The sequence below is a fragment of the Mediterranea sp. ET5 genome (genome assembly GCF_023337025.1).
Taxonomy (GTDB): Bacteria; Bacteroidota; Bacteroidia; order Bacteroidales; family Bacteroidaceae; genus Phocaeicola_A.
On sequence record NZ_JAMBLN010000003.1, the window covers coordinates 194,789 to 221,240 of the forward strand.

At 57.5% G+C, this 26,452-nt stretch carries 19 protein-coding genes; 7 read left to right on the top strand and 12 right to left on the bottom strand.

Annotated features, from left to right (window positions below):
• Positions 1–71: 71 nt before the first annotated feature.
• Positions 72–1,430 carry an MFS transporter gene (locus M3087_RS03635; protein WP_249093803.1) on the top strand — a complete coding sequence of 453 codons (1,359 nt, stop codon included), beginning with the start codon at positions 72–74 and terminating at the stop codon, positions 1,428–1,430.
• 183 nt (positions 1,431–1,613) lie between these two features.
• On the opposite strand, the gene M3087_RS03640 is transcribed toward M3087_RS03635, so the two are convergent.
• Positions 1,614–1,799, bottom strand: a complete 186-nt coding sequence (locus M3087_RS03640; RefSeq protein ID WP_249093805.1) for a DUF6722 family protein — start codon at positions 1,797–1,799, stop codon at positions 1,614–1,616.
• A 796-nt stretch (positions 1,800–2,595) separates the two neighbouring features.
• Between M3087_RS03640 and M3087_RS03645 the strand changes: the two genes are divergently transcribed.
• The 5 genes from M3087_RS03645 (at position 2,596) to M3087_RS03665 (ending at position 12,462) form a co-directional block, all read left to right on the top strand.
• Entirely contained in the window at positions 2,596–3,588 is a 993-nt protein-coding gene (locus M3087_RS03645; RefSeq protein ID WP_249093807.1) for a FecR family protein, read from the top strand.
• Between the two features lie 131 nt (positions 3,589–3,719).
• On the top strand, positions 3,720–7,220 hold the full coding sequence (locus tag M3087_RS03650) for a TonB-dependent receptor (protein WP_249093810.1): 3,501 nt from the start codon (positions 3,720–3,722) through the stop codon (positions 7,218–7,220).
• A gap of 20 nt (positions 7,221–7,240) precedes the next feature.
• Positions 7,241–9,235, top strand: coding sequence for a RagB/SusD family nutrient uptake outer membrane protein (locus M3087_RS03655; protein WP_249093812.1), 1,995 nt, complete (start codon positions 7,241–7,243; stop codon positions 9,233–9,235).
• A gap of 13 nt (positions 9,236–9,248) precedes the next feature.
• Positions 9,249–10,979, top strand: a complete 1,731-nt coding sequence (locus tag M3087_RS03660; protein ID WP_249093814.1) for a DUF5123 domain-containing protein — start codon at positions 9,249–9,251, stop codon at positions 10,977–10,979.
• A gap of 70 nt (positions 10,980–11,049) precedes the next feature.
• Positions 11,050–12,462, top strand: coding sequence for a polysaccharide lyase family 1 protein (locus M3087_RS03665; RefSeq protein WP_249093816.1), 1,413 nt, complete (start codon positions 11,050–11,052; stop codon positions 12,460–12,462).
• Between the two features lie 124 nt (positions 12,463–12,586).
• On the opposite strand, the gene M3087_RS03670 is transcribed toward M3087_RS03665, so the two are convergent.
• Positions 12,587–13,066: an Lrp/AsnC family transcriptional regulator gene (locus M3087_RS03670; protein WP_022385403.1), complete on the bottom strand. Its 480-nt coding sequence runs from the start codon at positions 13,064–13,066 to the stop codon at positions 12,587–12,589.
• Between the two features lie 191 nt (positions 13,067–13,257).
• Here M3087_RS03670 and M3087_RS03675 point away from each other — a divergent pair, with 191 nt between their 5' ends.
• Positions 13,258–14,547, top strand: a complete 1,290-nt coding sequence (locus tag M3087_RS03675; RefSeq protein ID WP_249093818.1) for a M64 family metallopeptidase — start codon at positions 13,258–13,260, stop codon at positions 14,545–14,547.
• A gap of 119 nt (positions 14,548–14,666) precedes the next feature.
• On the opposite strand, the gene queF is transcribed toward M3087_RS03675, so the two are convergent.
• The 10 genes from queF to M3087_RS03725 all read right to left on the bottom strand — a co-directional run bounded on the left by queF (position 14,667) and on the right by M3087_RS03725 (position 25,807).
• Positions 14,667–15,134, bottom strand: a complete 468-nt coding sequence (gene queF, locus M3087_RS03680; RefSeq protein WP_022385405.1) for a preQ(1) synthase — start codon at positions 15,132–15,134, stop codon at positions 14,667–14,669.
• A 69-nt stretch (positions 15,135–15,203) separates the two neighbouring features.
• Positions 15,204–15,869: a 7-cyano-7-deazaguanine synthase QueC gene (gene queC, locus M3087_RS03685; RefSeq protein WP_249093819.1), complete on the bottom strand. Its 666-nt coding sequence runs from the start codon at positions 15,867–15,869 to the stop codon at positions 15,204–15,206.
• A 200-nt stretch (positions 15,870–16,069) separates the two neighbouring features.
• On the bottom strand, positions 16,070–16,753 hold the full coding sequence (locus M3087_RS03690) for a queuosine precursor transporter (RefSeq protein ID WP_022385407.1): 684 nt from the start codon (positions 16,751–16,753) through the stop codon (positions 16,070–16,072).
• Between the two features lie 115 nt (positions 16,754–16,868).
• On the bottom strand, positions 16,869–17,957 hold the full coding sequence (locus M3087_RS03695; RefSeq protein WP_249093821.1) for a helix-turn-helix transcriptional regulator: 1,089 nt from the start codon (positions 17,955–17,957) through the stop codon (positions 16,869–16,871).
• A 15-nt stretch (positions 17,958–17,972) separates the two neighbouring features.
• Entirely contained in the window at positions 17,973–19,013 is a 1,041-nt protein-coding gene (locus M3087_RS03700) for a helix-turn-helix transcriptional regulator (RefSeq protein WP_249093823.1), read from the bottom strand.
• 74 nt (positions 19,014–19,087) lie between these two features.
• On the bottom strand, positions 19,088–21,232 hold the full coding sequence (locus tag M3087_RS03705) for a Tex family protein (RefSeq protein ID WP_249093824.1): 2,145 nt from the start codon (positions 21,230–21,232) through the stop codon (positions 19,088–19,090).
• 56 nt (positions 21,233–21,288) lie between these two features.
• A complete protein-coding gene (locus tag M3087_RS03710; protein WP_022385411.1) occupies positions 21,289–21,894 on the bottom strand; it encodes an aminotransferase class IV in 606 nt (201 codons plus the stop codon).
• Entirely contained in the window at positions 21,878–22,876 is a 999-nt protein-coding gene (locus tag M3087_RS03715; RefSeq protein WP_249093827.1) for an aminodeoxychorismate synthase component I, read from the bottom strand. The genes M3087_RS03710 and M3087_RS03715 overlap by 17 nt, the downstream gene beginning before the upstream one ends.
• Positions 22,877–23,001: 125 nt before the next feature.
• The gene (locus M3087_RS03720; RefSeq protein WP_249093829.1) at positions 23,002–24,165 is read right to left on the bottom strand and encodes a retropepsin-like aspartic protease; all 1,164 of its coding nucleotides are present in this window, start codon (positions 24,163–24,165) and stop codon (positions 23,002–23,004) included.
• Between the two features lie 4 nt (positions 24,166–24,169).
• A complete protein-coding gene (locus tag M3087_RS03725) occupies positions 24,170–25,807 on the bottom strand; it encodes a thioredoxin family protein (RefSeq protein ID WP_249093830.1) in 1,638 nt (545 codons plus the stop codon).
• Positions 25,808–26,452 lie beyond the last annotated feature (645 nt).

Genomic DNA, 26,452 nt, shown 5'->3' on the forward strand with positions numbered 1-26,452 from the left:
ATTGGTTATAGATAGAATAATCGTACATTTGCCTCGCAATAAATCTAACCTTATTTATTAAATAGAAAGAGATGACAGAAAAAATTCACCAAACGTTGCGCGACTCGAAGGCTGCCCGCTGGACAGCGTTGGCGGTCGTTGCATTCACGATGTTGTGCGGTTATTTCCTGACCGACGTGATGGCTCCCCTGAAGCCAATGCTTGAAAAAGAATTGTTATGGACCAGTACGGACTACGGAATCTTCACGAGTGCATACGGATGGTTCAATGTGTTCCTGCTGATGCTCATCTTCGGCGGTATCATCCTCGACAAGATGGGAGTCCGCTTCACCGGTCTGGGTGCCTGCATCCTCATGGTGATCGGCTGTACCATCAAATATGGTGCCGTGTCGGGACTCATTCCGTTGGAAGGAACAGTCATTGCCGGCATGAAAGGACAGGTTGCCATCGCAGCGTTGGGATATGCCATCTTCGGTGTCGGTGTGGAAATTGCCGGCATCACGGTGTCTAAAATCATCGTCAAGTGGTTCAAGGGATATGAGATGGCACTTGCCATGGGTCTGGAGATGGCTACCGCCCGTCTGGGAACGATGCTTGCCATGTCCGTCACCGTACCTTTTGCCAATTTCTGCGGAAGCATCTCAGCCCCCATCCTGCTGTGTCTTGTCATGCTGTGCATCGGTCTGATTGCCTTCTTCATCTATACCCTGATGGACCGCAAGCTGGAGGCTTCCATCGGCAAGGACGAGGCTTCTGCCGACGACGCCTTCCGCCTGAGTGACATCATGCTGATTGTCCGCAACAAGGGTTTCTGGCTCATCGCCCTGCTCTGCGTGTTGTTCTACTCTGCCGTATTCCCCTTCCTGAAATATGCCACCGACCTGATGGTGAACAAATATGAGGTAGACCCTGAGCTGGCAGGCATCATCCCGAGCCTTCTTCCGCTGGGTACCCTCTTCCTCACTCCGTTCTTCGGCAACCTCTATGACCGTCACGGAAAGGGAGCCACCATCATGCTGATTGGTGCCGTGATGCTCATCGGCGTACATGCGTTGTTCGCCCTTCCGCTGCTCAACTACTGGTGGTTCGCAACCATTATCATGATTGTGCTGGGTATTGCGTTCTCACTGGTTCCGTCTGCCATGTGGCCGTCGGTTCCCAAGATTATCCCGGAGAAACAGTTGGGAACGGCATACGCCCTTATCTTCTGGGTACAGAACTGGGGATTGATGGGTGTACCTGCACTCATCGGATGGGTGCTTGACCGCTATTGCAAACTTGGCGGCGAGGGACAACCTGCCTACGATTACACGCTCCCGATGACCATTTTTGCCTGCTTCGGTGTGCTGGCTCTCATCATTGCCCTGATGTTGAAAGCTGAAGACAAGAAGAAAGGCTATGGACTGGAAGAAGCAAATATCAAACAGTAATATATAATATCAGGTGATATAGCCAACGAAAAGAGGGTGTGTCAAAAATTACGACACACCCTCTTTTCGTTGGTTCTTACTACTTATCTTGTTGGGCTTCTTTCTTGTCTTGGTGATTAAAATATAACACCCCAACAATGGCTATTGCTGAAACAAGCCCGAACATTACTAATGCTCCCATGCTTATTCTCCTTTCTTTTTGTCATTAACAAGCCAAAGACCTGCTAAAAGGGTTACTACTATTGACAACGAACCTCCCACGTATATTATCCATTTTGCTTGTACATCCCCAAAAATTGAAGAAAGCACAACTGCTGTAGTTATATACTTGGCGATGTCCATCAGCCATTTTCCTAATTTTCTTCTCATATGCAAATATATAAATATTATATCATTAAAAGACGCATCCTCCGCGTCATTTCATCCCTCCCCAAGCAGATAAATCAAAAAGAAACTACTTCGGCAATTCTGCTTGACAGATTCAGCAGAATCCCTGTTTCCTGCTAACGCGTCTTTTTCAAAAAGCAATCCAATCAGAAGTCAACCGTGAATGAATGCAAACAAAAACGACGAAAAAAGAGTTCAATTTTAGAAAACTATACATTTTATTCCCGAAATATTGACAAAACGTGCCCGGAACAATATTGTTTCGCGAGCCAAACAATATAGTTTGAGGCGTCAAACAATATAGTTTCACCTGCCAAACACTATTGTTTCGTCCGCGGAAGTCAAATCTTTGGAGAATGAAACGCAAAAACACCGGGTTTCGTTCTCTAGAATGAGTGCCGTGTCAACAAATCGGAAGCTTTCATAAAGTGCGCTTCAGGGAGCTGAGAATGTCAGTTAGGCAAGACACTGTGCCTGGACTCTTCCTACATGATAGCATGCCGACCCAATCGGTATCAATCTGCATTCTGCAAATCGCCTGAAAATGCCACGAAATCCATCCAATCGTATTTTGGTGCGAGGATGGGCACTGTGAAGACCTTCGTTTGACATTTTGTCAAATCACAATTCAGGAACGTTCACCAATCCCAATGTAGGGGTGACCGGTCTGGTCGCCCTGCATTTTTGTTAATAAAAGCAAATCATACCCCAGGTAGGCTTCTCTTATGTGTATTAATTGATGTAATGAAGCTTCACTCCCCTTCATTCACCTGCAACGATGAAAACAAGAAAGACACCTGACTGGCTGCAACGTTACTGGGACAACCTCTATACGACAGAGGATGCCCAACGGCTGTTTGACCTTAGCAAGAACAAGGACGCATCCGACATCACGGAAGCGGACGACTCCGGACTGTGGGAAGAGTCCTCCTCTCCCGCCCTGACTCCTGACGAACAGGAGAAGGAACAATACCGTGCGGAGGCACGCCGTCTGCTGCAACAGCTGCAAGCACCTGCCCCGCAACCCGAACGCAGCAAGACACGGTTCGTGCGTCGCCTGCTCCAAGTGGCGGCAGTGGTCTGCTTCGTACTGGGCAGTGTCTACCTGTGGGACTACTGGCGGAAGGCAACGGTCGACTACCTGGAGGTAGCCACGGCTGTCAACGAACACCGCGACATCATGCTGCCCGACGGGACACGGCTCACCCTGAATGCCTGTTCACGGGTACGCTATCCGGAACAGTTCCTTGCCGAAACCCGTGAAGTGGAACTGGAGGGGGAAGGTTTCTTCAGTGTGACACATGACACAGCGCACCCCTTCGTGGTAAAGACCAGCCGCATGGATGTCCGGGTACTGGGAACACGCTTCAATGTCAAGTCCTACTCCACCGACGAGATTATCGCGGTGGAAGTGGAAGAGGGCAAGGTGCAGGTCGACCTTCCGGAAGCCATGATGCGCCTGAAGGCGAACGAGCAGATGGTATGCAACACCTCGTCCGACGTGTTCAACAAGCAGCGGATGGAGCACGAAGCCGCGACCTGGCGGAAAGGGTTCCTCTACTTTGACCGGACACCCATGAGCGATGTGGTGAAGACCTTGGAACGTCTCTACGGTTGCCGCATCCGTCTGGCACCCGGTCAGACCTTCGACAACCTTATCTCCGGAGAGCATGACAACCCCAACCTCGAATCCGTGCTCCAGTCCATCGAGTTCACCAGTGGCATACACTACCGGAAGGAAGGGAACGACATCCTCCTCTACAAAGACTGAAACATCCATCAAGAACCCGCAACCTCATGAACCGCAAAGCACCTACCTGAAAACACGGCTCCGACAGGAGCGTACCCCCGGAAGAACAACCTCGCATTTATCATATCCTATTGCCAAATACACATTAACCAATGAAACACACACATCCATTCAAGCGGAAGACCTGTACCTGTCTGTTGGGACTGTCACTGCTATGTGCCGTCCCTGCCCCTTCGCTGATGGCGCAGGAGAAGACCGCTGTCACACTGAACGTGCGCAATGAGCGCATCACAAATGTATTCAATCAGATAACCCGGCAGTCCGGCTACAAGTTCTTCTACGACGAAGAGCTGGTCAACTCCACCTACGAGGTGACCCTGAAGTTCAGGAACGCTTCGCTGGAAGACATCCTCAGGGAACTCTCCCGACAGACGGGACTGTCGTTCGTCCGCAACAACAAGACCATCACGGTGGGGAAGAAGGAGAACACGACCGACCGGAAGGGAAAAACCATCCAGGGAACGGTCATCGACGCGTCGGGCGAACCCATCATCGGAGCCACCGTACAAGTGAAAGGGACGCAGCTGGGTGCCATCACCGACATGGAGGGACGCTACACCCTGAGGAACGTCCCCGACGGGGCAACCCTCTCATTCTCCTACATCGGTTTCCAGTCACAGGATATCCGGGCCAGTGATACCCGAGCACTGGCACGGGTCGAGTTGAAAGAAGATGCCGAGCTGCTCGACGAAGTGGTTGTCCTGGGTTACGGCAACATCCGCCGCAGCGACGTCACGGGTTCCATCGCGTCGGTCTCAGCCGAAACGCTCTCGAAGGTAGCTTCCAGCTCCATCGCCGACGCCATTGCCGGTAAAATGGCCGGTGTGCAAGTGACTACAGCCGACGGTGCGCTGGACGCGGAAATCAGCGTCCGGGTACGTGGCGGAGGCTCCATCACACAGGACAACTCCCCGCTCTACCTCGTCGACGGCTTTCCGGTGGACGACCTGAGCGGCATTCCCCTGACGGACATCGAGTCCATCGACGTCCTGAAGGAAGCCTCCATGACCGCCATCTACGGTGCACGGGGTGCCAACGGTGTGGTCATCATCACGACCAAGAACCCGAAAATCGGGAAAACCTCCATCCAGTTCAACAGCTACGTGCAGACACGTACGCTGGCAAAGAAGTTGCCCGTGATGGACAACTACGAGTTCGTCATGGCGGACTATGAGTACGAGATGATACGCAAGGGTTCGGACGAGTCATTCATCAAGAACTTCGGCTACTACGACGACATCGAACTGTACAAGTACACCGACTCCACCGACTGGCAGGACGAAATCCTCGGAGGCAACCCCATCTCGCAATACTACAACGTGACCATCAACGGAGGCACGGAGAAGACCAAGTTCAACCTGAGCTATACGTTCAACGACGACGAGGGACAGCTCATCGGCTCGGGCATGTCGCGCCACAACATCAACCTGAAGCTGAATCAGGAACTGGTGAAGAACCTCCGTCTGGAGACCAACGCGACCTACCGCACACGGACCATCGACGGAGCGGGCACAGCCGGCACAAGCGTCCTGACAGCCCTGCGCTACCGTCCGACCAACGGACTGAGCAGCGACGTGATAGAGGATGCGGAGAGCGACGAGGAGAACCTCGACGAAGAAGGCAACACCCTGAACAAGCGCTATACGCCGCTGGAAGAGAACGAGCAGAACTACCGCAAACGCACCGAACAGCTCGTCGACCTGAAAGCCGCCCTCGTGTGGGACATCGTGAAGGGGCTGCAGTTCCGCTCGGAGTACGGCATCAGCACCAAGTATTCCAATGACAACAAGTTCTACGGTGCCCTGTCGAGCAAGGCATCCGGCTCGGGCATGAACAACCTGCCGTCGGCTGAACGGACGAAGGGATACAAGGAGACTTACCGCCTCGCCAACACGCTGACCTACCGCAACTCCTTCAACAGGCGGCACAACGTCAACCTGATGGTGGGTCAGGAAATCAACCACTCGCAGAGCGAACAGACCTTCATGAGTGCCCGCTACTTCCCCGCCACCATCACGGCGGAAGCGGCACTGGAGAACTTCGCCCTGGGTACACCCAACCAAAGCACCAGTTCCAAGGAAGCCCCGACCCGCACTGCCTCCTACTTCGGACGTGCACTCTACAACTTCCGCAACCGCTACTATGCCACGTTCACCATGCGTGCCGACGGGTCGACCAAGTTCGCACCTGGAAACCAGTGGGGCGTCTTCCCGGCAGGGTCCATCGCCTGGCGTCTGTCCAACGAGCCGTGGATGAAGAACGTGCGCTTCATCTCCGAGCTGAAGCTGCGTGCCAGCTACGGTCTGGCGGGAAACAACCGCATCAACGACGATCTGTGGCACAGTGTCTATACCGTCAAGAGCGGCAGCACGGCACCGGAGTTCAACAACGAGGAGTACAACTACTACCAGTTTGCCGACCAGACCTACCTCTATGACCCGGACCTGAAGTGGGAGACCACCATCACCCGCAACCTCGGCGTGGACTTCGGCTTCTTCAAGGGAAGGCTCTCCGGTACGTTCGACGTGTACTGGAATACGACCAAGGACCTGCTCGTCCCGACCATCATCCCCAACTCCTCGGGCTACGGACGTCAGATGACCAACGTCGGCGAGACCTCCAACCGGGGTGTGGAAATCACCCTGGAGGGCCAGCTCGTCAAGTCGAAGAACTTCAACCTCTCTGCCAACTTCAACATCGCCTTCAATAAGAATAAGGTGGAGAAGCTCTCGAACGGGGAGACGGAATGGAAGACCAAGGCGTCCCTGTCCAACTGGTACGGCTCCTACAACTACAAGATGGAGGTGGGCAAGAGCATGGGACTGATTTACGGCTTTGTCAACGACGGCTTCTACACCGTCGACGACTTCAACTTCGACGAGACCACCCGGAAGTGGACCTTGAAGCCGGGCGTGGCGGACAACTCCTCGTTCAGCTCGGGCAACTTCAGCATGAAGCCGGGTGCCATGAAACTGAAGGACCTCTCGGACAACGGCTCCGACCTCATCACGGAAGACGACATGACACAGATAGGCGACACCAACCCGATGTTCACCGGAGGCTTCGGACTGACGGGAAACTGGGGCAACCTGGACTTCGCCGCCTTCTTCAACTTCATGTATGACTTCGACATCTTCAACGTCAACAAGGCGTACCTGAACTCCGCCATACGGCGCAACTACTCCAACCTCTCCACCGACATGAACCTGGCAAACCGCTGGCGCTATGTTGACGACAACGGAGTGAACGTCTCCTCAGACCCTGTCGCCCTCGCCGAGCTGAACCGGAACGCCAAGACCTACTCGTGGATGTCGGTAACACAGGGCATCACCATGAGCGACTACATCGAGGACGGCTCCTTCCTCCGCCTGAGCACACTGACCGTCGGCTACACCCTGCCGGAACGTTGGCTGAGCGGCGTCGGCGTCAAGAGCCTGCGACTCTACTTCTCCGGCAGCAACCTCTTCACACTGACCGGATACAGCGGCTACGACCCCGAAGTGAATATCCAGAAAGGACTGACCCCGGGCATCGACAACAACCAGACCCCACGCAGCCGCACCTATACCGTGGGCATCAACCTTAATTTCTAACACACTACTTCGAACGAATTATGAAAAAACTGATACTTCTACTACTGACGGTCGCCCTGGCGTCGTGCAACGACTTCCTCGACGTGGAGTCGCCCTCGACCTTCGACCGCAACTACATCTTTGAAAGTGAATCGGAAATCGGAACTGCCGTCAACGGCATCTACGTCCCGATGGTCAGCGGAAAGGGCTGGGTGGGCGTACTCGCCAAGAAGATGCTGTTCAACACCGACGTGGAGTTCACCACCTGCACGACCTCCTCGAATCTCAAGGAGTGTGCCTTCGTCCCCAGCACGGGAGACATCAGCTCGTACGACGACATCTGGGCTGGCATGTACGACGGCATCAACCGCGCCAACGATGTCATCGAAGGCATCGAGCAGAGTGCCCTGTTCGCGTCAGCCGACAAGACACAGCCCTCCAAGCTGATGCACTACTACGGCGAGGCGAAGGTGCTCCGCGCCATGTACTACTTCGAGCTGGTGCGCAACTGGGGCGACGTCCCCTACCGCCGCAAGCCTGCCGGAAACAAGGATGAGCTTTTCATCGGGACGACCGACCGGGACACCATCCTGACCGACATGATCAACGACCTCATCGAGGCAGAGCCGACCATGCTCTATGCCGAGTCGTCCGACCGCGGCTGTGAGGCAGCATCGCGCGAGTTCTGCCAGGCACTCATTGCCCGCATGGCGCTGTGCCGTGGCGGATGGAGCCTGCGACCGGACTACGACGACCCTTCCGCCATCGGCACGATGAAGCGCAGCGACGACTGGCAGGAGTACTACCGCATCGCCGAAGAGTATGCGGGAAAGGTGGTCAAGGAGGGGAAGCACAGCCTCAGCCGCACGTTCCGTCAGGTGTGGGTCGACGAGTGCAACTGGATTGTCCCGGTGAACGACGACAACATCTTCGACGTGCCTGCCAAGGTAGGCGGCTCGGGAGAAATCGGCTATTCGCTCGGCACGTACATCGTCTCACAGAAGAACGACGAGGGACAGAACGCCTCCAACGCTCCCTACGGCTACTCCTCGGGTGGTGACAAGCTCGCCCTGACCTACATGCTCTCCTTCGACCGGAAAGACCTGCGCCGCGACATCACCTGCGAACTCTTCCGCTACGAGAACTACGGCACCATGAGCCTCACCCAGAAACCCATTGCCGGACTGACGGTGTTCTGCGGCAAGTTCAACCGGCTCTTTATGGAGAACCCCCTGGGCAGCACGTCCAACAAGGGTACGGGCATCAACTGGCCCTACATGCGCTATGCCGACGTGCTCCTGATGTACGCCGAAGCCGTCAACGAGAACCACAACGGACCGACCGAAGAAGCACGCGAAGCCTTGCGCACCGTACGCCGCCGGGCGTTCAGCTCGGAAGACTGGGCGGAGAAGGTGGATGCCTACGTGAGCGCCCTCACCACCAAGGAAGCGTTCTTTGATGCCATCGTGCAGGAACGGGCATGGGAGCTGGGAGGCGAGAAGATACGCCGCTATGACCTTGCACGCTGGAACCTCTACGGGGAAACGCTCTACAACCTCTATCACAACTGGATACAGCTCGGCAAGGTGGCACGCACCAAGGAGCTTGCCAACACGACCAAGCCGTTTGCCGACCCGACGTACGACGAACGTTTTGACGACTATCCTGCCGTCGCCTACTACAAGATGGAGGATGCCGTCAATCCGGTCAACCACTACGTGGCGCAGACCATCGGCTGGTACAGCGAGAACGGCATCAGCTCCTACGACCAGGCGCTGGAGTCCTATCCGTCATCGGCACCCGCCGGCTACACCAAGTTCAACATGTGCAACCAGTACTGTGCGCAGGTGAAGAACTCCAACCCGGCACAGTGGGAACCGGCTGCCGCCATCCTCTATTCGTTCTACGGCTACATCAACGAGTCGAACGCCTCTTTGGTGAACCCGCAGACCGACCCCGTGCGCTACCTCTGCCCCATCCCGCCCGACGCACTGTCGAGCCACCAGGGACTGCTGAAGAACTACTACGGATATTAAACACATGCATCGTATGAAAACAACACTACACCTGACACTATACCTGACACTCCTCGTGTCCTCCCTGTGCTTCCTGTCGTGCAGCGACGACAAGGAGGCAATGCCCCGCCTGTTCCGTCCTTCATTCATCGCCTCGTCCTGCGTGGCGGACGGGAACAGCATCTCGCTGGCATGGCGCACCTCGGGTGAGCCGACCTCCTACACGGCTGAGCTCTCGGAAGATTCCACCTTTGCCACATCCGCCACACTCAGCCAGACTGTCGAGGGCGGGAAGTGCACCTTCGACAACCTGAAGTATGAGACCGCCTACTACGTCCGTGTGCGTGCCAACAACGAGGCGATGCAGCTCGTCTCCAACTGGACGGTCTACGAGTCGACCGTCAGCACCCTCTCACGCATCGTGCCGAAGCTGCTCTATCCGGTCGACGAGAGGAACATCACCGACGGCTCTGTCCTGCTGCAATGGACCGGCGCAGGCGAGACAAACCCTGTCGACGGTCTCTGTGTCTGGACGGAGGAGGAGATGGAATCCGGAACGGAAGGCAGCGCGGTGTCCCTGTCAGCCACCGATGTCGCTGCCGGCAGCTACCGCCTCAGCGGACTGTCGCCCCACACGGTCTACTACGTGGCACTGACCAACAGCCAGGCTCCCGAAGGGGCTGAAGCCTACAACGTCCGCCGGTTCCGCACCGGAGGCATGCCCGCAGGTGCCGTCAGTGTGACCGACGGTGCCGACCTCTATGCGCGCATCAAGGCAGGCATGGAGGACGCTTCGCTGAGCGAACTGGTCTTCTGCCTGCAAAACGGAGTGGACTACTACCTGAACGAGGAAGGGGCTGCCGACGGCAAGACCGGCACCATCGCCCTGACCAAGAGCATCGCCCTGCTTGCCGAACCGGGCGAGCACCCGACACTCTACGTCCGTGAGGGAGGCTTCCAGGTGGGCACCGACCCGCACATAGACTACTTCACCGTGGAGAATGTCGACGTGGAGGAGAACGTCCCGGACAACAGCCGTGGCAGCAAGACCTACCTCTTCGGCGTGGGCAAGCGCTCGGCAGGCAACGACTGTACCATCGACCGCTTCGAACTGGTCAACTCCGCCGTCATGCTGCCTACGGGCGTCATCATGATGAACGAGGCAAACGACGGGGTCACGACCATCAACCACATCCGCATCGACAACTGCCGCGTGACAGGCATCAACGACACCAAGCTCGTGACGAAGCAGTTCGGCTTCATCCACGCTCCGAAGAAGGGAGGCAACGTGTGGAACGACGTCCGGGTGACCAACTCCACCTTCTATGAGTTCTACATCTCGCCGGGTGTCTTCGGAAGCCTGACCGCCGATGCTACCGTGACGGAGGGAGGCAACGTCAGCATCAGCAACTGTACCTTCTACAACTGGGCGACGAAGAAGACTTCCTACACCGCCGTGGGCGACTTCTCGGAGCTCGCCGTTCCTCTGAACCTCTCCGTCAGCGGATGCCTCTTCGGCTACAGCGCGGGCAAGATTCTCGATGCGGGCGTCTGCAACACCACCGTCCGCAACAACTATTGCACGACGGACTTCGAACAGCTCTCGTCGCCGGGTCTCACCCTGGTGTCGCTCGACACGACGGACGAAGCGCTGTTCCTCGATGCTGCCGCCGGCGACTTCACCCTCATCGACGGCTCGTCGGTCGTTTACCAGCAGGAGTACGGTGACCCGCGCTGGATTCCGGTGGATGCCGACGTGAAGTGACCTGCCCGCGACCTTCCAATTCATTCAAAAACTAAAGGGGAGCTCCGGCTCCCCACAAAACCATCCAACCATGCATCTACAGACCATCCTGAATTGTTTCATCGGCGCATGCCTCGCCGCGTGCGCCACTGAGGGGGAAGCCAGGGAACTGACCGACCGCTTCCCCGACTACGGCGAGGTGCTCGCCTTCCCCGGTGCCGAGGGCTTCGGCAGACATGCCACCGGCGGACGACAGGGCGAAGTCTATCACGTGACGACACTTGCCGACTCGGGCACAGGCTCCCTGCGCGACGCCGTCAGTCAGCCGGGACGCATCGTGGTGTTCGACGTCTCGGGCGTCATCCGCCTGCTCTCCCCGCTCCGCTTCGCTTCCGACCTGACCGTGGCGGGACACACCGCCCCGGGTGACGGCATCGTGATTTACGGCAACAACGTGTCCTTCTCCGGAGCGGACAACCTCATCTGCCGTTACCTGCGTATCCGCATGGGCGAGAACGGACCGCGCGGCAAGGACGCAGCAGGCATCGCCTACGGGGAGAACATGATATTCGACCACCTCTCCGTCACCTGGGGACGCGACGAGTGCTTCTCCATCAACGGCTCGTCCGCCAGGAAGGAGGGAGCACCGCGCAACATCACCATCCAGAACTCGTTCATCGGGCAGGGACTGCAGCCCCACTCCTGTGGCGGACTCATGCAGACCGACACCGACCGGGGCATCACGCTCTACCGCAACCTCTACATCGACAACAAGACCCGCAATCCGAAAGTGAAGGGCGTCAACCAGTTCGTCAACAACGTGGTCTACAACTGGGGCAACGGGGGCGCCTACATCATGGGCGGACGGACGCAGCAGACGTGCGACGCCGACATCCGGAACAACTACTTCATTGCGGGACCGACGCTCAACTACGACGGGAAGACGCTGGGCTTCACGGCTCCCTTCTCGCGCTACAACGAGAACTTCCGCGTGTACATGGAGGGCAACCTGCTGGACGACAACCTGAACGGCAGACTCGACGGACGCGGCCTGACGCGCGGGGAATGTGTCGAGCGGGTGAAGAAGGACGGGGTGGAGACGGTCTACCGCCCGACGTTCCTCGACCGTCCGTCAGCCATCCACCCCACCATCGAGGGGTTGCAGACCGCCGACGAGGCATACGCCTGGATTGTGGCACACGGAGGGGCCTCGCTCCCGCAGCGCGACCAGGTGGACACCTACCTGGTGGAAGAGCTACAGTCGCTGGGCAGAAAAGGGACGATTCTCAGCTCGGAGCGTGAGCTGCCGACGGGAGGTGTCGGCGAACTCCGGGGAGGCACCCTGCCCCGGGACACTGACGGCGACGGCATGCCCGACGCCTTTGAAGACCGCTACGGGCTGGACAAGGAGGACGCTTCCGATGCCATGCAGCTCGCCTCCAACGGCTACACCAATCTGGAGAACTACCTCTTCCTGCTGGAGCAGGGCAAGGCGACTGACTGACCTCCCCCAACAAAACGGCACGAAGACACAGAGGGAACAGGCTCTCTGTGTCTTCGTGCCGTTTATGCGACTGGTTATTACTTCTTGCTGCGCGTCTTTGCAACGCAGTATCCCGTGGTCCGTCTTATTCCTCATCGTCGCTCAGGTGCTCGATGGGCATCTGGCGCTTGATGACTTCGCTGAAAGAGATGATGGTTTCCGAACGCGACAGTCCCAGGGGCTGGAGCTTGTCGTGGATGATGCTCATCAGATGATGGTTGTTGCGGGCATAGATTTTGATGAAGAGGTCATACTGCCCGGTCGTGAAGTGGCACTCGACCACCTCGGGGATGCGCTGCAAGGCCGCAACCACCTCGTCAAAGTCCCCGGGATCTTTCAGAAAAAGGCCAATGTAGGCGCACGTCTCGTAGCCGATCTTCTCGGGGTCGATGATGTACTCTGAGCCTTTCAGGATACCCAGGTTCGTCAGTTTCTGAATGCGTTGGTGAATGGCTGCGCCCGAGACATTGCAGGCACGGGCGACTTCCAGGAACGGAATGCGAGCGTTGCCGGCTATGAGGCGCAATATCTGCTCGTCCAAAGAATCAATTTGATGATGTCCCATTTATGTTTCTCCTATTATTTTGTAGTGCAAAACTAAGACAAAAAACGAATCCTTAAAGTACATGTTCCCATTGATGATAAAATTTAATATTTATCCGCATTCTAAACAGTATTCGTATCTTTGCGACGGGGTCCCCCGATGTGACGCGGGGATGCCACCTGCTGCTGTTGCACTTACAAATGAACCTTGATATGAAGCATTTCACTTTTCTCCTTCTGGCGCTGTGGCTGGCTGTGTCCAGCGGAAGCGCACGGGCGCAGGACTTCGACCGGTTTTTCGACAACCGCACCCTGCGCGTCGACTACACCTTTGCGGGGAACGCCCGCGAACAACACATCTATGTGAGCGAACTGCTGCAGTTCCCCGGCTGGAGCGGACGCCGCCACCACCTGAACGAGCTGCCTCTGGCGGGCAATGGCGACATCACGATGCGCGACAAGGCGACGGGGACCGTCATCTACCGCACGTCGTTCTCCACCCTGTTTCAGGAGTGGCAGGGACAGGAGGAGGCTACCCGCACGGACAAGGCGTTCGAGAACACCTTCCTGCTCCCCTACCCGAAGGCGGAGGCTGAAGTGACCATCGAGCTGCGCGACTACCATCACCGTCCCACGGCAACGCTGACGCACACGGTTGACCCGGACGACATCCTCATCCGACGGTTAGCCCGGAGTGAAGCGCCCGTCCGCGTCCTCCATCAGGGAGGGGAAAGCGAGCGGTGCATCGACGTCGCCATCGTGGCGGAAGGCTATACCGCCGGAGAGATGGAGACCTTCTACCGGGATGCCCGTACCGCCTGCGACGCCATCCTCGCCCATGCCCCGTTTGACAGGCTGAAGGACCGTTTCAACTTCATTGCCGTCGGCGTCCCGTCAGCGGACAGCGGCGTCAGTGTCCCCGGGACCGGAACCTGGAAACGCACGGCACTCAGCTCCAACTTCAACACGTTCTACTCCGACCGTTACCTGACGACGGGACATGTGCGCGACCTCCACAATGTGCTCGCCGGTCTGCCCTACGAACACATCATCGTGCTTGCCAACACCGAGACCTACGGCGGAGGGGGCATCTACAACTTCTACACCCTCACCACGGCACACCATGCCGACTTCCGACCCGTCGTGGTCCATGAGTTCGGGCACAGCTTCGGCGGGCTGGCGGACGAGTATTACTACGACGACCAGTACACGGAGATGTATCCGTCGGACACCGAGCCGTGGGAACCGAACCTCACAACCCTGAAGGACTTCCAGTCCAAGTGGAGCGACCTGCTGCCCGAAGGCACCCCCGTCCCCACCCCTCCGGTGACGGACCCGGAGAAGGTCTACACGCAGGTGGGAGTCTATGAAGGCGGAGGTTACAGTTCGAAGGGAGTGTACCGTCCTGCCATGGAGTGCCGCATGAAAATCAACGAGGCTCCGGCGTTCTGCCCCGTCTGCCAGCGGGCACTGGAGCGCATCATCCGCTTCCAGAGCTGGTAAGGCAATCCGTTCCAAAGGAAGCAGACCGACGGATGTCCCGACATCCGACCCTCATAAAACCGGCAATGGGTGAGCCCTTGACAGACCCACCCACTGCCGGTTCTTCTTTTGCCCGCCGTTCATTTGAGGTCGTGATTCATCAGCCGGTAGTTGGCAAGCTCCTCGTACTTGGTTCCGGGGCGTCCGTAGTTCGCATACGGATAGATGGAGATGCCGCCGCGCGGCGTGAAGATGCCCGTGACCTCGATGTACTTGGGGTCCATCAGGCGGATGAGGTCCTTCATGATGATGTTCACGCAGTCCTCGTGGAAGTCGCCGTGGTTGCGGAAGCTGAAGAGGTACAGCTTCAGGCTCTTGCTCTCCACCATCTTCACGTCGGGGAGGTAACTGATGCGTATCTCCGCAAAGTCCGGCTGGCCGGTGATGGGGCACAGGCTGGTGAACTCGGGACAGTTGAAACGTACCCAATAGTCGTTGTCGGGGTGCTTGTTGACAAAGGTCTCCAGCACCTCGGGTGCATAGTCCTGACGGTACTCCGTCTTGCGTCCGAGCGCAGACAGCTGCGCTCTCAATTCTTCGTTCTTCATTGATTCTTTTTCCGGGTTATGCCCGGACATGCCGTCAGTCAGCCGACCGCACGCCGGGCGTTCTTGATTCTATGACTGAGTGTTCCGGGTCTGCAGGTATTTCTCCAGCCCTTCCCGGCGCAACTTGCAGGCGGGACAGTGTCCGCACCCGTCACCGGGGATGCCGTTGTAGCAGGTCAGGGTCTCGTTCCGCACGAGGTCCAGTACTCCCAGCTCGTCCGCCAACGCCCAGGTGGCAGCCTTGTCAATCCACATCAACGGTGTGTGTATGACAAACTGCTCCTCCATGGCCAGGTTGAGCGTCACGTTGAGCGAGCGGATGAAGTTGTCGCGGCAGTCGGGATAACCGCTGAAGTCCGTCTGCGACACACCTGTCACGAGGTGACGGATGCCCCGTTCGCGGGCATAGACGGCGGCAATGCTCAGGAAGAAGAGGTTGCGCCCCGGCACGAAGGTGTTGGGCACACCGTCCGCCGGCTTCTCGGCATCCATCGTCATCGTGGTGTCGGTGAGCGAATTGTGCCCCAGCTTCCCGATGAATGACACGTCCATCACGTCGAAGTGCACGCCCGCCTTGGCGGCAATCGCCCGTGCCAGCTCGACTTCCTTCACGTGCTTCTGTCCGTAGATGAAGCTCAGGGCATGCACCTCACGGAACTGTTTCTTTGCCCAAAACAGGCAAGTGGTGGAATCCTGCCCTCCGCTGAATACCACCAAAGCTTTCTCATTGTCCATAACTAAGTAAGTGATGATAGGTTTCCATGTTGATGAAGCCCGGCACAGACGGAGCAAAGTATTATACTTAGCCTGCCTAAGTATTATACTTAGGGTGCCTAAGTATAATACTTTGGTCCGTACATGCCGGGGGATTACGAGGTCTATCCCCGAGTCCTGTCAGACTGGGGACGTACCTTGACCGAGGTCTGCACAGGCTCTTACAGCTGTTTTACCTTGAGAATGTTGTAGGAGACGTCGGTGTCGTAGACATCGCTGCCGTCGAGCTTCTTCACGTAGTTCACCACGCGGATGGTCACCGGCAGGACGATGATTTCGTAGAGCGTCTTTGCCAACGCCTGGACGACCATCATCTTCAGCAGCTCCGACACGGGCATCAACCCGCCGAAGGCAATGGGGAAGAAGATGAGGGAGTCGGCGCTTTCGCCGAACAGGGTCGACACGACGGCACGCAGGGAGAAGTGGCGCCCCTGCGAGGCTATCTTCATGCGGCTCATCACGTAGGCATTGATGAACGAGCCGGCAAGGAACGCCATGAGGCTGGCAAAGGCAATGCGCGGCGCCAGTCCGAAGACGAAGTCAAAATGCTCCTCGCCCTGCCAGAAGGGGGCTGCGGGCAGTGCCACGGCGGCCTTCGCCAGCAGGATGACGAAGAAGTTCATCGCAAAGCCGGACCAGATGATGAGTCGCGCCTTGCGGAAGCCCCAGACTTCGGCAATGCAGTCATTGAGAATGTAAGAGATGGGAAAGACGATGAAGCCGGCGGTGATGGAGATGGACCCTACCTGCACGACTTTTGCCTCCAAGAGATTGGCTGCGATGAGGCAGACGCAGAACAGTATCCCTAACAGCATAAAGGACACCGAAACGGATTGATTCTTCATGATTCTTGTTTTTTACGAGGTGTTCAAGCACTCGGATTAATACTAATCGTTTTTCGCGCGGCAAAGGTAAGACGAAATTGTGAAAGCGCCAAGACTGGGCGCAGGCTTTCTCGGCTCAAGCGCCTCCGCCGTCAGGATTCCACGCGTCTGCCACGAGTAAGGTGGGGTCTACCCCCCCCCCACTTATCTTGCTCATTTCCAACAGACAGGTTCGCAGGTCATCGCCCCGTTTCAGCCCCAGCTTGGCACGGATGTTCGAGCGCTGGCAGGTGACGTTCGACTCCGTCTTGCCCAGCAGTTCGCACATCTCCTTCAGCTTGTACCCCTGGAGCACAAGCTTGCAGATGGAAAGCTCGGACGCCGAGAGGGAGGGGAACAGCTCGTCGAGGTGTTCGTAGTCAATCTGCGACTGCTCGTACCAGTAGGCAATGTTGTTCTGCAGGTTGCGTTGTGCCTCCTTGCCGTCGCCGCTCAGCAGGATGCCCAGCAGACGCTCGGTCTGTTCGGCGGTCAGTCCCTGCTGCTTCGCCTGGCTGATGTAGTCACGGAGGTTCTCCTTGTCGGTGTGGAGCAGGGAGATGATTTCCTTCTCCGTGCGCTCCAGGCTGCGGTGTTCCAGCGTAAGCACCTCCAGCTGGTACGCCAGGTGGCTGCCCAGGACGGCAATCAGCAGGAACACAAAGACGAACACGCCGAAGAGTCGGTAGAGAATCGGTTCCTCCATCACCCAGCAGCACACGGCATACGTTGCCAGTGCCGTCCCCACGCACCAGTAAGGCGCATAGTGGAGGTAGGCGACGATGGTCATCAGCAGGATAATCATCAGCAGGATGAGGTTGCTCACCACCATCATCACGTCTGTCCGGTGAGCGATGCAGGCGTTGTAGAGCATCTCCGTCAGGCAGAAGCCCTGCGTCACCACCACCAGCAGGTTGAATGCCTTGTGCAACGACAGCTTCCGTCGGCAGAACAAGACAAACAGCACCGTCACCAGCACGAACTGAAGGGCATTGGTGGCAAAGTAGTACGGGCCCTGGTAACCGGAGATGCCCAACAGGTTGAGCGTGATGAGCACCCAGGCTGCCAGGGTCGCATAGACGTAGACAAACAGCCGTTGGCGGTCAACGAACGAATCGGATATGTGGGCAGAGAAACACCGCCTCACCAGGGCATGAGGACGGAAGAACTTGGTATAACAGTTCATAAGCGACAATCGGTATTAAGACTTTGGGGAATGGGAACGGACATAGGCGTCCAGACGGGCTTGCAGGACCTCGCGCAGGTTGTCCGCCTTGTCCAGCTGCAGGCGGGCGCGGATGTTCGAGCGCTGGCAGGTGACGTTGGACTCTGTCTTGCCCAGCACCTCGCAAATCTCGCGCAGCTTGTAGCCCTCCACGATGAGCTTGCAGATTTCCCGTTGCGAGGGGGACAGCATGGGGAAGACCTGCTCCAGGAGGGACGCGTCGGTGCGGTGCTGCTCATACCAGCCGGCAAGGTCGCGGTCCACCTGCTCTTCGTCTTCCGGGTCGGCAATACGCTCCAGGAGCTTCCCCGTCTGCTGTGGAGAGAGGTCCTGCTTCCCTGCCAGGTGCGCCACGCTCAGCAAGGCAGCCTTGTCCATCCGGAACAGGGAGAATATCTCGCGTTGTGTGACCTTCATCTCGTCGTTCGTCTTCGACAGCTCCGTCAGCAGCTCGATGAGCCGGGTGCCCATGAGCCACACCAGCACGAACACGCCGACCACCCCGGCAAAGATGCCCGTGATGTGCTCGTCCTGCGTCAACAGGCAACAGACGGCATAGGCAGTCACGGACAGGGCGGCGATGACCAGGGTGAGCCTCTTCAGGTAGGAAAGAATGGCAAGGAAGAGCGTCACCATCATCATCATGACACTGCCGACAAGCGCCGGGTAGGCATAGCCTATGCCGAACAGGGCGATGTAGAACATGTGGAAGATATTGAACATGAGACAGCCCAGCAGCACAATGACCAACGTGGGCGTCAGCGACAGGAGCCGTAGCAGGAACAGGACACAGGCACCGCAACACAGCACGTAGTACAGGTCGTTGCCCCAGTCGAAGTATCCTCCTTCCATCCCAGTCAGCCCCAGCTGCCTCAACACCATGACGAGGGTGTTGATAATCATCAGATAGATGAGCACCAACAGACGCTGCCTGTCCACGAACGTGTCCTCCACGTACCCGGAAAATACTTTCCAAAGCCAATTGTGCACGACTCGTATGTAAGCACGTATTTTCATAATTACACACCTCTCTAAGATAGAATGTGCAAAGATAGATACTTTTACGGAGTGTCAAGCTAGTTTATCGTCCTTTATTGCTCCACGCCCGCCATCGTCAGCGATAAACGTTTACGCTCTGCATCAATCGAGAGGACCTTGACACGCACATGCTGGTGGAGGTGCACCACTTCGTTCGGGTCAGCCACATAGCGGTCGGCGAGCTGGGAGAGGTGCACCAGCCCGTTCTCCTTGATGCCGATGTTGACGAAACAGCCGAAGTTGGTGATGTTCGTCACGATGCCGGGCAGCTCCATGCCCTCATGCAGGTCTGCCAGCGTCCGCACGTTCGGGTCGAAGGAGAAGACTCGGATGGTCTGCCTCAGGTCACGTCCGGGTTTGTCCAGCTCCTGCAGGATGTCGGTCAGCGTGGGCAGCCCGACGGTCCCGGTCACATAGTCTTCCGGACGGATGCGGGCGCGCAGCTCCTTGCGGGCAATCAGTTCGCCGACGGTGCAGTGCAGGTCTGCCGCCATCTTCTCCACCAGCGGATAGCTCTCCGGATGGACCGCCGTGTTATCGAGCGGGTTCGTCCCTCCGGCGATGCGCAGGAAGCCCGCGCACTGCTCGAATGCCTTCGCTCCCATGCGGGGCACTTTCATCAGGTCGCGCCGGGATGCGAACGCCCCGTGCTCGGCACGATAGTCCACGATGTTCTGTGCCAGCTGCGGTCCCAGTCCGGAGACATAGGTCAGCAGGTGCCTGCTCGCCGTGTTCACATTCACGCCCACGAGGTTGACACAGTTCTCCACCGTCTGGTCGAGCGCCTTCTTCAGTGCCGTCTGGTCGACATCGTGCTGGTACTGTCCCACCCCGATGGACTTGGGGTCAATCTTCACCAGCTCTGCCAGGGGGTCCATCAGCCGACGTCCGATGGAGACCGCCCCACGGACCGTGACGTCATAGTCGGGGAACTCCTCCCGCGCCGTCTTCGAAGCCGAATAGACCGACGCCCCGTCCTCGCTCACCACGAATGCCTGCACGGCGTGAGGATAGGACAGGTTGGTCACGAAGTCCTCCGTCTCGCGGCTGGCTGTCCCGTTGCCGATGGCAATCGCCTCGACGCCGTACTGCTCCACCAGCGTCGTCAGCTTGCGTGCCGCCTGGGAACGTTCGTTGCGCGACGGGTGCGGATAGATGGTCTCGTTGTGCAGCAAGTTGCCCTGTGCGTCCAGGCACACGACCTTGCAACCCGTCCGGTAGCCGGGGTCGATGCCCATCACGCGCTTCTGCCCCAAGGGCGGAGCGAGCAACAGCTGGCGCAGGTTCGTAGCAAACACACGGATGGCTTCGGCGTCGGCACGCTGCTTGCTGTCGGCGGCAAACTCGGTCTCGATGGAAGGTTTCAACAATCGTTTGTAGGCATCCGCCACCGCCTCCGCCACCTGCTCGCCGCAGGCATTGCGTGCCCGGACGAAGCGTCGGTCGAGCCGTTGCAGGACGGATGCCTCGTCGTCGGCATCCCCCGGCACGATGCTGACCCGCAGGAAGCCTTCCGCCTCTCCCCGACGGATGGCAAGCAGCCGGTGTGAGGAGCAACGCTTCAATGGTTCGCTGAACTCGAAGTAGTCGCGGTACTTCACCGCCTCCGCCTCCTTGCCCTTGACGACCTTTGCGGTTATCAGGGCACGACGGGCAAACTGCGAACGCACGATGGCGCGTGCCTGCTCGTCCTCGCTCACCTGTTCGGCAAGGATGTCCCGCGCGCCCTTCAGCGCCTCGTCGGCATCCTTCACCTCTCCCTTCACGAACGTCCGCAGACGCTGGTCCAGGTGAGGATCGCGCTGCATCATCAGCAGGACGGCGAGCGGTTCCAGTCCTTTCTGACGCGCCGCCTCGGCACGTGTCTTGCGCTTGGGCTTATAGGGCAGATAGAGGTCCTCCAGCTCCGTCGCGTCCCAGCTGCCCTCGATGCGTGCGCGCAGTTCGTCGGTCAGCTTGCCCTGCTCGCCGATGGTGTTGAGGATGGTCGTCTTCCGCCGGGCAATCTCCTTGAGACGCTCGTTCCAGTCTGCCACCTCGCCCACCTTCACTTCGTCGAGTGTGCCGGTCGCCTCCTTCCGGTAACGGCTGATAAAAGGGATGGTTGCTCCCTCGTCGAGGAGCTTCAACGTACCACGCACCTGCCAGGCTGCCAGCCCGAGTGCCTTCTCTATAATAGGTATGAATGGTTCTTGCATGTGAATCGGTTGATAGTAGTCGGATGATGGTGTTTGTGTGTCGGGGTTCGTGTGTCTCAGGATGCCGGCATGCGGATGGCAGAGACGGGCAGTTCCACTTCGCCCCAGTCGATGAGGGCATTGAAGACCCGCACGAGGGAATACCTGCCCAGCTCCTCTGCCCGGATGTCGCGCTCGGTGATGATGCGGCTTTCCAGCAGCGACCGCCGCTTCACGCCGCAGAGCAACGGATGGGCGGGCGTGCACCATTGCCGTCCGTCATACAGGGCGATGTTGGCGATTGAGGTGTCGGTGAGCAGTCCGTCGCGCACCAGGAGCACATCGTCGGCGTCACCACGCCGGGCGAAGCATCGCTCCAGTGCCGAACGGTCGAGGAACTTATAGGCGTAGTCCACCTTGTCCGCCTCGACGAGGCGGAGCGAGGAGACGGGGCGCAGGCGATAGGGCGTGCAGGTGCACTCCGTCACCCCGTCACGTCCGTAGACCAGCCGCCACTTCATCACGCCCGGTCCGTCGATGTCCTCGGGCAGATAGTCTGCCAGGCGCAAGGCAGGTGCTCCGGGAAAGAAGAGGGAACGCGTGCGGTTCATGCGCTCTTCGTGGTAGAAGAGCAGACGGGGGAGTCCGCCCTCCACCCGTATGGATTCAATAAATTGGCACATATACTTTCTGTATTACTTCTTCGTATTCACTGTGTACGTCGCTGCGGTAGGTGATGCCGCCTCCCGCCTTGAACCACAGCCGTCCGCCCTCCTGCTCCACAAAGCGGATGAGCACACAGCTGTCCAGGTTGTCGCCGTCGAACACGCCGGCAACACCCGTATAGAACCCCCGTTCGTATCCTTCCGCCTCGGCAATGATGGCGCAGGTCTTCGGCTTGGGCGCTCCCGTGATGGAACCTGCCGGAAGCAGGTCGAAGAGCAGCGTCCCCAGCCGGGAACGGTAGTCGTCGGGCAGCCGTCCGCCAATCTCCGAACTGGTCTGCCAGAGTGCCCCGCGGTTGGTCTGCAGAAGGTCGAAATAGCGGTAGCGGCAGACGGTCACCCCGGTGGCATGCATGCTCAGGTCATTGCGCAGGAGGTCCACGATGGTGGCATGTTCGGCAGCCTCCTTCCCGTCCTCGAACAACCGACGACGTGCATCGGGCAGCGCAGCGTCGATGGTTCCCTTCATGGGGTAGGCATAGATATGCCCCTGACGGATGCGTACGAAAATCTCCGGTGAGAAACAGGTGAAACGGTCGCGCAGCCACAGCCGGTAGGGTGCCCGCGAACGGTGGAAAAGCTCCTCCAGAGAGAGGTTGGTCTCGACGGGGACGCGCCGCGTCAGGTTCGTCAGGAAGCTGTTCCCTGCCAGCAGATGGCGGTGTACGACCTCGAAAGCGGCAGCATATTCCGCCTCGGTCTCAGGGAACGTCTGCCAGCGGACCGTCTCCGTCACGGGAACGGACGCCGAAGCATCGACATTCGTCACTCCGTTGAAGTCATACTGGCAAAGGGAGGGGTCGACCTTCCCCAACTCTTCGAGCAACACCCTTTCCTGCTTATAGTCAACCACAAAGAGGAAGGGTCGCCGGACCGCACCCCATTCATTCATTCGCCGGACAGCCTCATCCTTCGAACAAAACGTCAACTGTTTCTTCATATCTCCCAAGAGTTTTCTGGTTCACGAAGGGGCAAAGATAGCCCTTTTCCAGCGACGACAGGCCATGAATGCGCGACTTATTTCAGCGCAACCTGTCCGGAACACGATGCATACAGGCAGCGAAGTCAACGTTTGCGGATTGTCACTTCATGCTCCTTCCCGTCCTCACCGATATAGACAATACGCGCCTTGTCCCCCGGCAGGTGAATCAGTCCCTTGGTTATTGCCTCGTACAAGTCCACCTTGTCATACCGGACTCCGTTCACCGCGACAATCCGTTCACCGCCGTGCAACGGCAGCCCGGCATAGTCCCAGACCAGTCCGGCACAGAGGTGGTCGTCCATCACGGTGATGACGACATCCCAATCCTTCTCATACAGGTTGAGCTTCTTCCTGTTGTCGTAAGGGATGAAGTAGAAGACATTGCTCCTGTAATCCGCGATGACCGTACCATAGCGCAAGATGTCAGAGCCTATGCGCGAATCGACGGCATCCGTCGTGACGGACGTCACCTCCTCAAAGAGGAAGTTGCCCAACTTGAATTGAGGGATGACCACCCGGTACTTCTGCGATTTGCCTTCCAGCCCCGCAGCCCCCAACGACAGGACTCCCTGTCCCACTCCCTTCACCTCCAGCGCCTTACTCACCGTACGCAAGCGGGAGAAGCTCTTCGTCGATAGTTCATAGAACGACTTGGCACCGGAGTCAAACATCACCGTGTCGCAGGCACCGTCCTTCAGCTGTACACGCAGCATGGTCAGGTAGGTATCCGGCAACATGGGGATTGCCCGGGTGTAGTCTATTCCCAAGCCGCCGTCATAGTTGGTAAACGTCATCGAGCCTGTCCGGGCATCCAGTTTGAGAATACCCTGCTTCAGCAGGTTGTAGCCGATAACTCCGTCGATATGCAGGTTCTCCAGCATGTCCCCTTCCGCCCACTTCATCGCCTGCAGACGGGTAAAGGTGAAGACAGAGTCCAGCTTGAGCGAAGGAATGTTGACCACAGAAGTCGAGACCGCGGCTCCATTGGAGTCCACGCCCTGTGCCGTCCTGCCTTCATCGCGTATGCCCGCCTTCGCCGCAAAGGAGTGGGAGACGCAGCAGGGAGCTCCGGTGTCCACGATGAAGCGTCCCGGTACGCCATTGACAAAGGCTGTGACAATCAACTTCCCATTCTCTTCCAAATAAGGAATCCGGATGCGGAAGCGTCCGGATTCCTGTGCAAGCCCCTTGGAAGGGCTGCACCAAATGCACAAAGGCAGTAAGAACAACAGCCAGAAACGTTTCATCCCGTTATCCTTTGTAACCACCTTGTTTGATTACTTCGAGCAGCACGGCATACTTCCTGGCAGCCCGCTTGTCGCAGTTCTTTGCCCGGTCTGTCATGTACTCCACAAACTTCGCCTCCTGGGACTCCGTAGCCTTCTCCAGGAAGTAGGGAAGCAGGGAGTCCATGTTCAGCTGGTCCTGCGGGTTCTGCATGCCCTGTACCCGTTGACGGTAGAATGCCAGCACATCGTCCACATTCTCCTGACGCAACAGGTCTTCAATCAGTACCAACGTATATTCGGCAGGATACGTGCCCTGCTTCAACGGCTCCAGGAACCGGAGCACGGCATCCTTCTCCGTCTTGTGCTGCAGGTAGTCCAGAACGACGGGGAAGCAGACACGTTCGATCTTCTTGTTCACCTTCTCTGCGGGCACCGCCTTGGTCAGTCCGTCGTGCAGCTTCAGCAACCGGCTGAAAGCCTTTCCCTGCGGATTGACAACAGCTGCCTCCAACAGGGGCCAGGAGGAAGCGTCGCAGAACTTCGCATCGTCCCAACCGTCCAGGTAGGTTGTTGCCAGGCTGTCTCCCTGCAGGGCAGTGAGTTCTTTGGCGGAAACCAACGCCGTGATATAGTTGGCTATCGCATCCGGTGTACGCTCTCCTGCTTCATAGGCAGCCTTGCTCACGGCGTATCCCTTGGCGGGGTCCGAGTGCTCACGGGCTTCCTTAATCAGTTCTTCGGCGCTGCGGGAGCCTACCATGGTATGCATGACATTTCCCTGCGTGTCCAGAATCAGCATGGTCGGATAAGCTGTCACTCCGTACTTCTTGCCCAGTGTGATGCCTTCCCCTTTCTCCATGTCCATCTTGAGGCTTACAAAGTGCTCGTTGAAGTAGTCTCCTACCTTCTGCTGCGTGAAGACCTGGGCTGCCATCATGCGGCAAGGACCACACCACGTCGTGTAGCAATCCATGAGCACCAGCTTGTTTTCAGCCTTTGCCTTCTCCATCGCCTCGGCAAACGTATGGACATCGAAGGAGATGCCCGCCTCCTGACCGACGAGGATGTGCTGGGCAAGGGCGGAAAGGTACTTCTTCGAGTTGCTGCCTTCGCTCTCACGTCCTGCCTCTTCCTTCAGGAAACCACCGATGAGCTCCCGTTCGCTCTTCGACAACTCCGGGAATTCGAAGGAAAGTTCGACGGGCAGTCGTCTTCCCTCCAGCTCACGTCCGCGGGTCTTCATCAGCTCTATCAGCTCCGGATACTTCTTGGTGCCGCGCAACTTGGCGATGTCGTACAGCAAGTAGCACATCGACGCGTCGGGTATCTCCGCCTTCTGCATGTCAGTAGACAACGCCAGCAGCTGACCGGCATCGTATTCCTTCTTGCCGCAAGCGTAGTCCATCAGGTCGGGGATGTACAAACGCTCCAGCAACGTGTTCACTGTTCTCTCGCCCACGCTCTTCACGAAGTCGCTGCGGTGTGCCACCAGGTAGCTGTACAGGTCCGAGTAACGGTCCACCACCGACTGTCTGATGACGTCCCAGTTCTCCTTTTTGGCATAGTCTTTCTCAGGGAGAAAACAAAGCGTCCCCACGTCGTCGACGAAACAGATCCGGTTCATCGCATGCCCAGCAGAGCCTACCCCATAACCTGTCATTCTGCACACTCTTTTCCCTATTTCCTTGACAGAATTCGCGAAAAGGCTCTTTCCGGCTAACGCACATTTCCGCAAAAACGGTCAAAGCAGGCTTTTTTAAGAATATTCATGCAAGCCAAACCGCATACTTATTCCAAAACAAGGGCAAAGACGAATATTTATACCACGAAACAATATTGTTTGACTCGGCAAACACTTGTGTTTGGCACGTGAAACAATATTGTTTGACGACCCAAACAATATTGTTTCATCCGTCGAAGTCCAATTTTCGGAAGACGAAACGCTTGTTTTACCATTTGGATACATTTATTTATCTTTATTCACCTCCAGTTTGTATGCCGGGACACACTTTTGCAAACTATTCTTTTGAGCAGTATTTGCCACCTTCACCCTTCCTGCGGATATCCAAACCGCTCTGACGGCAACAAAAGCATCGCTTTCTATCACAAATTGCATCCACCTGCGTTTTGCCAATCGCCTGAGAATGTCCTTTCTGCGCACTCTCCCGTCGTCGGATGCAACGAAGGGCCTTCTCAGCGCCTTCGTTTGACAATTTGACAAATTGATACCCGGACAGTCAGACGGCTTTCAAACCATTCCGTTTTCCTGACAGAGACATCCGTATATCAAAAACGAAAACAACGG